This window comes from Lysinibacillus sp. JNUCC 51 (genome assembly GCF_015999525.1).
Classification (GTDB): Bacteria; Bacillota; Bacilli; order Bacillales_A; family Planococcaceae; genus Lysinibacillus; species Lysinibacillus xylanilyticus.
Window position 1 is genome coordinate 3150935 of record NZ_CP065545.1, and the last position, 14012, is coordinate 3164946.

The following is a 14012-nucleotide window of genomic DNA, read 5'->3' on the forward strand; positions in this document are numbered from 1 at the left end:
ATATAACAATTTTCAGAATTTTTCTTGTAAATTAATGGTTGGTGAGTTATCATTTGTATATTAAATCAAATTAATCCAAATTGCTATGACTAGTGGAATTTAAATTTTGGGCGTGAAGAACATTTACTGAAGCAATAATTACAATCGATCTAACTGAAATTCACTACAAAATAAAAGGATGGTTTACTTGATAAATAATAAAATATTAAGAAAAGACAATATTCAGGAAATATTATCGTTGTCACCTACACAGCAAGGACTACTCTTTAAATATCAGATGGATCCTAAATCGAGCGAATACATGGAACAGGTTGTTCTAAAAATTAAAGGAGATATAACTGATAAAGAGATTGAAAGAGTATGGCATCACTTGATTAGCACTTATGATGGTTTGCGTTCTATTTATAAATGGGAAAAGTTAAGTAACCCTATACAAATTGTATTGAAAGAAATAGATCTGCCACTATATTTTGAAGAAAGGGAGGGAGATTGTACTACCCTATTAAATGAAATACAGGCTAGTGAGCTTAAAAAAGGGATTGATTTAACAACGGAACCATTAAGAATCCGTCTGGTAAATGGCGCTAACAATGAAAAAATCATGATATTAACCTATCACCATATTCTATGGGACGGATGGAGTAGTGGAATACTTATTGATAGCTTTACTAGATTATGTAATGAAATCGAAGTTGATAAAGAGTTACCATCAAAAATAAAAGTAACGCCTTGGCGAGAATATATTAAATTAGTTAGAAACCGCGACATAGATGCAGAAAAAAAATACTGGGCTAATTATCTTCATGGCATTAAGCGAAATGAAATCTCTCCCCAGCCTACTCACAATAAACATACAGACAATAAAAGCTATAGAGAATCATTTTATATAGAAGATACTGACTATGAAATTCTTAAAAACGCTTGTAAAGAACATAAGCATACGTTAGCAGGATGGATTCATAGTGGTTTGGGAATTCTTTTGCAAATACATAGTAACCATAATGATATTATTTTAGGGAGTACGGTTTCTGGACGTAATGTAAATTTACCTAATGTAGAGCATATGATAGGGTTGTTTATCAATACACTGCCTATAAGAGTTATAAAAAATACAGACACAAAGGTATTTGAACTTATAAGACATGTTGAAAAAAGTATGAATGAAAGAAGTCCTTATGAAACGACTCCACTTAGTTCCATAAAAGAATATTGTGGTTTTAATGGGGAGGAAGGTTTATTTGATACGATTTTAGTTTTCGAAAATTACCCTCTGAATCTAGATCGTAATAGTAAAGTAGATATAGATGTATTGAGTGTTAGCGAAGATACCCATTTCGGATTAACTATTATGGTTATGGAAAAAAATGATAAATTAGAGTTTGTTTTAAACTATAAAAGCAATAAATACAGTCGAGAGTGGATTCGTAATTTTATAAAGCTTTTATATAAAGTCATTTTGAAAATGGTCAATTATTATTATGATAAAGTGATCAACATCGACTTACTAGACGAAGAAGAGAAACATCAGCTATTGGCCCAGCCTACAAAATTAGAATATTCAAACGACGATTTAATTATGGAGAAATTTGAAAGCCATGTAGCATCTCATCCAGATAAAATAGCCTTAATCTATGAAAACCAAACCATGACCTATCGAGAGTTAAATGAGGAAGCTAATCAATTAGCGAGGTATTTCATAGACCATGGAGTAAAAAAGGAATCAGTTGTTGGAATTAAAATGAACAGATCCATCGATATGATGGTCGTGATTTTCGGAATTTTGAAGTCAGGTGCGGCTTACTTACCGATAGGAATCGATACACCACAAGCTCGTATTGACTATATGCTTTCGGATAGTGAATGCAAACTGCTTATCACTGATCAAGCGAATGAGAAGGCATCATTCCATGAAAATACTGATGTTAAATCTATTTCGTACGGTCACATCAAAGACTTATTACAAGACTATGAAAAAACAAATCATAAGATTGAAGATATCCGAAAATCGAAAGCGTACATTATCTATACGTCAGGAAGTACGGGGCAGCCCAAAGGTGTTGTTGTTGAACATGACGCCTTAACTGAGCGGATGAACTGGTTTCATGTTACGTACATGAGAGAGGAGACCTCTCGCATCCTATTAAAAACAGCCATCACTTTTGATGTATCGATTACTGAATTATTTGGCTGGATTGGTTGTCAAGGTCAACTGGTAATCTTGCCGGAAGGTGAGGAAAAGAACGGTACCAAAATAAGAGAAACGATCATCCGTTACGATGTGACTGATCTAAACTTTACACCGTCGGCCTTTAAAGTGATGGGAAATGAATTACAGAACGTAGCTTCTATTCAACGGATTTATCTTGCAGGTGAAGCCTTAACTAAGGATGTAGTTCAAGAAGCATTTCGGATTAATTCGACTCTAGAAGTATTCAATTTGTATGGTCCGACGGAAGCCGTGATTTATGCTACTGGAACCAAGATCGAAAAAGAGAGTCCATTCATCACGATTGGAAAACCGATCGACAATGTTAGTGCATATATCTTAGATTCCAACCAACAACTTTGTCCGGTAGGGATTATCGGAGAGCTCTATATATCTGGAAACAGCTTGGCCCGGGGATATTTAAACAACCCCGAACTAACAGCTGAAAGATTCATAGAAAATCCCTATGCAGCCAATCAAAGAATGTACAAAACCGGAGATTTAGTCCGATGGACTCACGATGGTCATATTGAATACCTCGGACGAATCGATCACCAAGTCAAAATACGAGGGTACAGAATCGAACTAGGGGAAATCGAATCGAGTATAAGCGAGCAAGAAGGGGTCAAAGAAGTCGTTGTCTTAAACAGAAAAGATGCTTCAGGAATGGACTATCTATGTGCCTATGTCGTAAAAGAAGAAGCAACAGCGATAGAGAAGATCAAAGAGGGAATTAGCCAAGAACTCCCTCATTACATGGTACCTGGTGCGTTTGTAGAAATCGATGCGATTCCGATTACAGCCAATGGAAAAGTAAATCGAGCTAGGTTGTTAGAGATGGAAGTCACCTACACACGAGAGAATGCCTATCAAGTGGCTACAAATGAACTCGAAGAAAAACTAGTAGCCATATGGGAAGGCGTACTAGGCGCGGAGCGAATTGGAATCCACGACAACTTCTTCGAACTTGGAGGGCATTCCTTAAAAGCTACGATTGTAAGTGGGAGAATTCAGAAGGAAGTCGAAGTGGAGATTGGAGTGAGAGATGTATTCCAATATCCGACCATCAAAGAGCTAGCGACTAAGATCAGTAAGAGCCATCAGAAGAAATATGAGAAGCTGGTTCCACTGTCCAAACAAGAAAGCTATCCAGTTAGCTCAGCCCAGAGGAGACTCTATACCATCCAGATGATGGACAAAGAGAATGTGGCGTATAACATGCCATTTGCCCTTACATTAACGGGACAAGTAGATCGAGTAAAGGTAGAACAAGCCATTCAGCAACTTGTAGTGAAGCATGAATCCCTAAGAACGAGCTTTCGTATTGAAGGGGAAGAGATTGTACAGAAAATCGCTGATAAGGGAACCCTTACCCTTGCTTATAAAGAGGCAGAGAGTCAGGCAGAAGTTGATGAGACATTGACCCGTTGGATCCAGCCATTTGATCTAGAGCAAACACCTCTTGTCCGATCAGGGCTCATCAAGTGGGAAGACCGATATATTCTCATGATCGATATGCATCACATCATTAGTGATGGGGCTACCATGGGACTGTTGGCAGAAGACTTTATGAAGGCATATGAAGGAGAAACCCTAGTAGCAGAAGAGATCCAGTACAAAGAATACGCATCATGGGAAAGAGAACAGAAAGTAAATGGAGTATGGGAAGAACAAAAAAACTATTGGAAGCAAGAATTTGCAGGAGAACTTCCTGTATTAGAGCTCCCGTTAGATGGTGTTAGAAGCCAGATCGAGAACAACGAAGGAGATCGAATCCGATTTGAGATCGAAGAAGGAATCGTCACAGGCTTAAGAGAAACGATGTCCCGCCTTGGTGGAACGCTGTTTATGGGACTCATGGCTGGCTATAGCATCTTGCTATCCAAGTATAGTGGACAGGAAGATATTGTGATTGGGACTCCGATCGCTGGAAGAAGGCATGCAGAGCTAGAAAAAGTAGCTGGAATGTTTGTCAATACACTAGCGTTTCGAAGTTATCCTGAAGGAGATAAGAGAATTGAAGACTATCTCCTTGAAGCCAAGCACAAACTGGTCCAAGCTTACGAAAACCAAGAGTACCCATTTGAAGAACTTGTTGAAGAATTGAACGTGAAGAGAGATCTAAGCCGAAATCCACTATTTGAAGTTATGCTCGTCCTACAGAATACTGAATTAAAAGAGATGGCTTTGTCAGATATCCAGATTAAACCCTATGCTAAAAACCAGAACAAAGCTAAATTTGACATTAGCTTAAACATAGAAGAAGTAGGAAATCAGCTCGTATGTGAAATGGAATATCGGAGTCGTTTATTTAGAAGAGAAACCATTGAACAAATGAGGAAGCACTATATTAAGATTCTTCAAGAGATCAGTACTAAAACCGAACATAAGCTCAATGACATCGACTTGCTAAACGAGGAAGAAACGCAACAGCTACTAGTCGCCTACAATCAAACCTTAGCTGACTACCCTAGGGAAAAAACAGTGATCGATGTTATCGATGAACAGGTAAAGGAGCAACCGAATGCGACGGCATTAGTCTATAAAGATAGTTTCCTCACTTATGGTGAGATGAATCGAAGATCAAATCAATTGGCTAACTACCTTGAGAGAAAAGGGGTGGCTAAAGGGGATCGTGTAGCCATCATCGCTACTCATTCTTATGAGTTAGTCATCGGGATCTTAGCGACACTGAAAGTAGGAGCAGCATACGTTCCCATCGATCCGAAGTATCCATCTGAAAGAATCGAGTACATGCTTCAAGATTCAGAGGCAAAGGTACTTTATACGAATATAGAAATAGAAGGTCTTTCGTACAATCAAGAGTTAATAACGGCTCATGATAAAAGCATAGAGAAGGAAGACCCAACCTATGCAAGCAAGGCAACAGCAGAAGACGTGGCTTATATCATCTATACGTCTGGATCAACAGGAAGATCAAAAGGTGTGATGATTGAACACAGGGGATTACTGAATTATATATGGTGGGCAAGAAAAACGTATCTAAAAGATGAAAAAGAAGTATTTGCACTCTATTCTTCCATCTCGTTTGATTTAACTATCACATCGATCTTTACGCCGCTTTTATCTGGTCAAGTGATTGCAATTTATGAGGATAATGGAGAGGAATTTATTTTAGATAAAGTGTTAAAAGATAAGAAAGTAAGCGTGATTAAAGTAACACCAGCCCATCTGACCTTAATCAAGGATCAACCAAACCAGTCATCATCCGTCAAACGATTTATCGTCGGTGGAGAGAATTTACCAGTTAAACTAGCGAAAGAAGTCCTTGATAGTTTTGGAGAAGAATTAGAGATATACAACGAGTATGGTCCGACAGAGACAGTGGTAGGATGTATGATCTATCAATATCGACCAGAGTATGACCACAGATATTCTGTCCCTATTGGAAGACCAGCCGATAATGTAGAAATCTATCTCTTGGATAAGAACTTGCAACTAGTGGCTCCAGGAATTGAAGGAGAACTATACATAGCAGGGGAAGGAGTAGCAAGAGGATATCTTAATAAAGAAGAGCTTACCAAGAACGCATTTATTTATCTAAATAATGAGCGATTCCACAACAAGAGAATGTATAAAACAGGCGATCTAGCTAAAATGTTGCCAGATGGGAACATTGAATATATAAGAAGAGTAGATAATCAGGTTAAATTACGTGGGTACAGAATTGAACTAGGGGAAATTGAATGTAGCATAGGCCAACGAGAAGGGGTTAGAGACGTTGTCGTCTTAAACAGAAAAGATGGATCAGGAATGGACTATCTGTGTGCCTATGTTGTAAAAGAAGAAACAACTGCGATAGAGAAGATCAAAGAGGAGATTAGCCAAGAACTTCCTCATTACATGGTGCCTGCTGCGTTTGTAGAAATCGATGCGATTCCGATTACAGCCAATGGAAAAGTAAATCGGGCCAGGTTGTTAGAGATGGAAGTCACCTACACACGAGAGAATGCCTATCAAGCGGCTACAAATGAACTCGAAGAGAAATTAATAGCCGTTTGGGAAGGCGTATTAGGTGTGGAGCGAATTGGAGTCCACGACAACTTCTTCGAACTTGGAGGGCATTCCTTAAAAGCTACGATTGTAAGTGGGAGAATTCAGAAGGAAGTCGAAGTGGAGATTGGAGTGAGAGATGTATTCCAATATCCGACCATCAAAGAGCTAGCGACTAAGATCAGTAAGAGCCATCAGAAGAAATATGAGAAGCTGGTTCCACTGTCCAAACAAGAAAGCTATCCAGTTAGCTCAGCCCAGAGGAGACTCTATACCATCCAGATGATGGACAAAGAGAATGTGGCGTATAACATGCCATTTGCCCTTACATTAACGGGACAAGTAGATCGAGTAAAGGTAGAACAAGCCATTCAGCAACTTGTAGTGAAGCATGAATCCCTAAGAACGAGCTTTCGTATTGAAGGGGAAGAGATTGTACAGAAAATCGCTGATAAGGGAACCCTTACCCTTGCTTATAAAGAGGCAGAGAGTCAGGCAGAAGTTGATGAGACATTGACCCATTGGATCCAGCCATTTGATCTAGAGCAAACACCTCTTGTCCGATCAGGGCTCATCAAGTGGGAAGACCGATATATTCTCATGATCGATATGCATCACATCATTAGTGATGGGGCTACCATGGGACTGTTGGCAGAAGACTTTATGAAGGCATATGAAGGAGAAACCCTAGTAGCAGAAGAGATCCAGTACAAAGAATACGCATCATGGGAAAGAGAACAGAAAGTAAATGGAGTATGGGAAGAACAAAAAAACTATTGGAAGCAAGAATTTGCAGGAGAACTTCCTGTATTAGAGCTCCCGTTAGATGGTGTTAGAAGCCAGATCGAGAACAACGAAGGAGATCGAATCCGATTTGAGATCGAAGAAGGAATCGTCACAGGCTTAAGAGAAACGATGTCCCGCCTTGGTGGAACGCTGTTTATGGGACTCATGGCTGGCTATAGCATCTTGCTATCCAAGTATAGTGGACAGGAAGATATTGTGATCGGGACTCCGATCGCTGGAAGAAGGCATGCAGAGCTAGAAAAAGTAGCTGGAATGTTTGTCAATACACTAGCGTTTCGAAGTTATCCTGAAGGAGATAAGAGAATTGAAGACTATCTCCTTGAAGTCAAGCACAAACTAGTCCAAGCTTACGAAAACCAAGAGTACCCATTTGAGGAACTCGTTGAAGAAGTGAATGTAAAGAGAGATCTCAACCGAAATCCATTATTCGATGTCATGCTCGTTTTACAGAATACAGAACAACATGAACTAGAAATGGATGGGACATTAATTAGTCACTATGAATTAAATAGAAAAATATCCCAACTCGACATCACCTTAAGCATGGAAGAAGTACAGGGCAAGCTGATCTGCGAAATGGAATATCGGAGTCAATTATTTAGAAGAGAAACCATCGAACAAATGATGAAGCATTATGTAAAGACTTTAATCGAAATCAGCATAAAGACAGATCAAAGACTTAGGGATATCGAAGTACTAGACAAAGAAGAGAAAGAGCAACTATTAAATAAATTTAATGATACAAAGGTTGAATATCCTCACGAGCAAACAGTCATAGACTTATTTGAGGAGCAGATAAAGGCACATCCTTCACAGGTGGCACTTGTACATGGGGCTGCAAAAATCACCTATGAGGAATTGTCTGAGAGAGTAAATAAATTAGCCCAAGCCCTGATAAATGAAGGGGTGCAAGTTGAAACAATTGTAGCACTGATGGTGGATAGATCTATTGATATGATTGTTGCTATACTTGCCATACAAAAAGCAGGTGGAGCGTACCTGCCTATAGATAGTAGTTATCCAAAAGAAAGAATAGAGTATCTCTTAGAAGATAGTGAGTGTAAATTTTTACTTGCCAACTTTACGAAGATTGATGATCTTCATCTAAATTATTCTGGAAACATATTGAACATAACGAGCCTTGAAAATCAGAAGGTTGAACAACTGCATTTAGAGCAACGAAGAAACGAATTAACATCTCAAAATCTTGCTTATGTTATTTATACATCTGGAAGTACAGGGAAACCAAAAGGTGTAATGATTGAACATAGGAGCTTATCAAACCAAATTCTCGGACTAATGCAAGATTTCGGTTATGAGAATATGAAAAATCATATGCTCTATAGTAAAGCTGTATTCGATGTATCTGTACAGCATATCTTTACCGCATTATGTAGTGGCTCTACCTTACATGTAATGACTAAAAGAACTGAATCAGATTACGAGTCCCTGTATGAATATGTGATTCAAAATGAAGTTGCATTCATAGATATGGTGCCTGCTCAAATGGAGCAAATCGTAAATAATATAAACTCTAGCTCTAAAGGGTTACGATTTGTCCTGGGAGGAGAAGCATTTCCATCCTCATTATACAGAAAGCTTTCATATCATATAGATGCGGCTAATATTTATAACGTATATGGTCCTACAGAAACAACGATTAACGCATTGATTTATCAATGTGACGGTACAGAAAATAAAAAAACAATCCCAATTGGTAAACCTGTAAGAAATTATCGTGCATACATTTTAGGGGCAAATCATGAACTCTTACCTATTGGAGTCGTCGGAGAATTATGTATTGCTGGTGTTGGTTTGGCTCGTGGTTATTTAAATCGTCCAAGTTTAACAGCTGAGAGGTTTGTAGAAAACCCCAACGTAGACAATGAAAGAATGTACAAAACCGGAGATTTGGTCCGATGGACTCACGATGGTCATATTGAATACCTTGGACGAATCGATCACCAAGTCAAAATACGAGGGTACAGAATCGAACTAGGGGAAATCGAATCGAGTATAAGCGAGCAAGAAGGGGTCAAAGAAGTCGTTGTCTTAAACAGAAAAGATGCTTCGGGAATGGACTATCTATGTGCCTATGTCGTAAAAGAAGAAGTAACAGCGATAGAGAAGATCAGAGAGGGAATTAGCCAAGAACTCCCTCATTACATGGTACCTGGTGCGTTTGTAGAAATCGATGCGATTCCGATTACAGCCAATGGAAAAGTAAATCGAGCTAGGTTGTTAGAGATGGAAGTCACCTACACACGAGAGAATGCCTATCAAGCGGCTACAAATGAACTCGAAGAAAAACTAGTAGCCATATGGGAAGACGTACTAGGCGCGGAGCGAATTGGAATCCACGACAACTTCTTCGAACTTGGAGGGCATTCCTTAAAAGCTACGATTGTAAGTGGGAGAATTCAGAAGGAAGTCGAAGTGGAGATTGGAGTGAGAGATGTATTCCAATATCCGACCATCAAAGAGCTAGCGACTAAGATCAGTAAGAGCCATCAGAAGAAATATGAGAAGCTGGTTCCACTGTCCAAACAAGAAAGCTATCCAGTTAGCTCAGCCCAGAGGAGACTCTATACCATCCAGATGATGGACAAAGAGAATGTGGCGTATAACATGCCATTTGCCCTTACATTAACGGGACAAGTAGATCGAGTAAAGGTAGAACAAGCCATTCAGCAACTTGTAGTGAAGCATGAATCCCTAAGAACGAGCTTTCATATTGAAGGGGAAGAGATTGTACAGAAAATCGCTGATAAGGGAACCCTTACCCTTGCTTATAAAGAGGCAGAGAGTCAGGCAGAAGTTGATGAGACATTGACCCGTTGGATCCAGCCATTTGATCTAGAGCAAACACCTCTTGTCCGATCAGGGCTCATCAAGTGGGAAGACCGATATATTCTCATGATCGATATGCATCACATCATTAGTGATGGGGCTACCATGGGACTGTTGGCAGAAGACTTTATGAAGGCATATGAAGGAGAAACCCTAGTAGCAGAAGAGATCCAGTACAAAGAATACGCATCATGGGAAAGAGAACAGAAAGTAAATGGAGTATGGGAAGAACAAAAAAACTATTGGAAGCAAGAATTTGCAGGAGAACTTCCTGTATTAGAGCTCCCGTTAGATGGTGTTAGAAGCCAGATCGAGAACAACGAAGGAGATCGAATCCGATTTGAGATCGAAGAAGGAATCGTCACAGGCTTAAGAGAAACGATGTCCCGTCTTGGTGGAACGCTGTTTATGGGACTCATGGCTGGCTATAGCATCTTGCTATCCAAGTATAGTGGACAGGAAGATATTGTGATTGGGACTCCGATCGCTGGAAGAAGGCATGCAGAGCTAGAAAAAGTAGCTGGAATGTTTGTCAATACACTAGCGTTTCGAAGCTATCCTGAAGGAGATAAGAGAATTGAAGACTATCTCCTTGAAGCCAAGCACAAACTGGTCCAAGCTTACGAAAACCAAGAGTACCCATTTGAAGAACTTGTTGAAGAATTGAACGTGAAGAGAGATCTAAGCCGAAATCCACTATTTGAAGTTATGCTCGTCCTACAGAATACTGAATTAAAAGAGATGGCTTTGTCAGATATCCAGATTAAACCCTATGCTAAAAACCAGAACAAAGCTAAATTTGACATTAGCTTAAACATAGAAGAAGTAGGAAATCAGCTCGTATGTGAAATGGAATATCGGAGTCGTTTATTTAGAAGAGAAACCATTGAACAAATGAGGAAGCACTATATTAAGATCCTTCAAGAGATCAGTATCAAGATAGAGCAAAGACTTAAGGACATCCACTTACTAGACGAAGATGAGAAACAGCAGCTATTGATCCAGCAAGTGGAAGTAGAATATTCAAACCATGAGTTAGTTATGGAGAAATTTGAAAGCCATGTAGCATCTCATCCAGATAAAATAGCCTTAATCTATGAAAACCAAACCATGACCTATCGAGAGTTAAATGAGGAAGCTAATCAATTAGCGAGGTATTTCATAGACCATGGAGTAAAAAAGGAATCAGTTGTTGGAATTAAAATGAACAGATCCATCAATATGATGGTCGTGATTTTCGGAATTTTGAAGTCAGGTGCGGCTTACTTACCGATAGGAATCGATACACCACAAGCTCGTATTGACTATATGCTTTCGGATAGTGAATGCAAACTGCTTATCACTGATCAAGCGAATGAGAAGGCATCATTCCATGAAAATACTGATGTTAAATCTATTTCGTACGGTCACATCAAAGATTTATTACAAGACTATGAAAAAACAAATCATAAGATTGAAGATATCCGAAAATCGAGAGCTTACATTATCTATACGTCAGGAAGTACGGGGCAGCCCAAAGGTGTTGTTGTTGAACATGACGCCTTAACTGAGCGGATGAACTGGTTTCATGTTACGTACATGAGAGAGGAGACCTCTCGCATCCTATTAAAAACAGCCATCACTTTTGATGTATCGATTACTGAATTATTTGGCTGGATTGGTTGTCAAGGTCAACTGGTAATCTTGCCGGAAGGTGAGGAAAAGAACGGTACCAAAATAAGAGAAACGATCATCCGTTACGATGTGACTGATCTAAACTTTACACCGTCGGCCTTTAAAGTGATGGGAAATGAATTACAGAACGTAGCTTCTATTCAACGGATTTATCTTGCAGGTGAAGCCTTAACTAAGGATGTAGTTCAAGAAGCATTTCGGATTAATTCGACTCTAGAAGTATTCAATTTGTATGGTCCGACGGAAACCGTGATTTATGCTACTGGAACCAAGATCGAAAAAGAGAGTCCATTCATCACGATTGGAAAACCGATCGACAATGTTAGTGCATATATCTTAGATTCCAACCAACAACTTTGTCCGGTAGGGATTATCGGAGAGCTCTATATATCTGGAAACAGCTTGGCCCGGGGATATTTAAACAACCCCGAACTAACAGCTGAAAGATTCATAGAAAATCCCTATGCAGCCAATCAAAGAATGTACAAAACCGGAGATTTGGTCCGATGGACTCACGATGGTCATATTGAATACCTCGGACGAATCGATCACCAAGTCAAAATACGAGGGTACAGAATCGAACTAGGGGAAATCGAATCGAGTATAAGCGAGCAAGAAGGGGTCAAAGAAGTCGTTGTCTTAAACAGAAAAGATGCTTCAGGAATGGACTATCTATGTGCCTATGTCGTAAAAGAAGAAGCAACAGCGATAGAGAAGATCAAAGAGGGAATTAGCCAAAAACTCCCTCATTACATGGTACCTGGTGCGTTTGTAGAAATCGATGCGATTCCGATTACAGCCAATGGAAAGGTAAATCTAGCTAGGTTGTTAGAGATGGAAGTCACCTTCACACGAGAGAATGCCTACCAAGCAGCTACGAATGAACTCGAAGAGAAATTAGTAGCCATATGGGAAAATGTATTAGGAGTTGAACGAATTGGAATCCAGGACAACTTCTTTGAACTTGGTGGACATTCTTTGGGAGTCATAAAGTTGATGTCAACGATTCAACGGGAATTTGGAAAGAGTTTAAGTTATCGAGATTTGTACATCGATTCAACCATCTCAAAGCTTGCGAAGAAAATCGAGAGCATTGAAGAAGAGTATGCAAACACAATTCCCGTATTAGAAGCTTCTGAACTCTATGATGTTTCCTTTGCACAAAGAAGAATGTGGATTATAAACGAATTAAATCCACAAAGTTTTGCGTATAATATGCCAGGAAGATTTGTAATAAAAGACACAGAGCCAGAAGAAGCTTTCAAAGCGACGATAAATGCCTTAGTGATGAAGCATGAAAGTTTTAGAACATCCTTCATTGAGAAAGACGGGGATGTATTCCAAAAAATTGAAGAATATCAAGCTGTAGAACTAGATATTGAAGATTTAATGCAATTGCAAGAGGAAGAAAAATATCAAAAAATGCTTGATGCCGAATCATTGATATTTGCTCAACCATTTAATCTAAAAGATTCAGGTCTTTATAGAATGAAGATACTTAAAATCAATGTTGATCACTATGAAGTTCTATTTTGTTTACATCATATTATTTCTGATGGAGTCTCTATGGGGATTATTAGGAATGAATTTTTTAAGTACTATGAAAATTACAAGCAAAATAAACGACTACCTATTACTCCACTAAAAATCCAATACAAAGATTTCGCTGCTTGGCAAAATAATATTATTGAAGAAAAAATGGATGAGGCACTACATTATTGGGAACGTAAATTTGTTAATTTCCCAGACAAACTATTACTCCCAGAAAGAATGAACATGGATTACGATGGGAACGACGGTCAATACAACGTTGTAATCGATAATGATCTCAATCAGAAGATTAAAGCATTAGTTTCTACTAAGCAAATAAGTGTATTCTCTCTATTTTTATCGTCCTTATATGTCCTGTTAAATAGAATGACTGGACAAGATGACATCATTATTGGATCACCTGTAGCGGGTAGAGAGCATTTCGAAACAGAGGAAATTGTCGGGTGTTTCGTAAACACATTAATTCTCAGGGAGAAAATAAACAGAAATGAACGATTTGATCATTTTCTCCAACATGTAAGTACTAGTGTATCTGAAGCCGTAACGTATCAAGCATATCCATTAGAACTAGTATTAGAAAATTTACAAATGAAATATCCTGATATTCAAGTATTTTTAAATATCATCAATTTCCCAGATGTAAATGAATTAAAGAATAGCAATCAGTATGATTTTTCAAAGAATGTGAATGTGAAGTTCGATATGATTTTCTACATTACACCTTTAGACGATCGCATTCTTCTCACTTGTGAATATCGGAAAACTAAATTCAAAAATACTGACATTCAGCACATAGTTGGGGAATTGATAAAGGTTATTTCTGATGCAGCAAGTCATAGTGAAAAATCTATCTCTGAAATAGGATTGACAACGAGAAGAAGGTTAGTAAAACGATAATATCGGAGGAGTA

At 38.7% G+C, this 14012-nt stretch carries 1 protein-coding gene; it reads left to right on the forward strand.

The genetic code is table 11. From position 1 onward, the window contains the following. Nucleotides 1-187 precede the first annotated feature (187 nt). Nucleotides 188-13999 carry an amino acid adenylation domain-containing protein gene (locus JNUCC51_RS15280; protein ID WP_337988744.1) on the forward strand — a complete coding sequence of 4604 codons (13812 nt, stop codon included), beginning with the start codon at nt 188-190 and terminating at the stop codon, nt 13997-13999. Nucleotides 14000-14012: the final 13 nt, after the last annotated feature.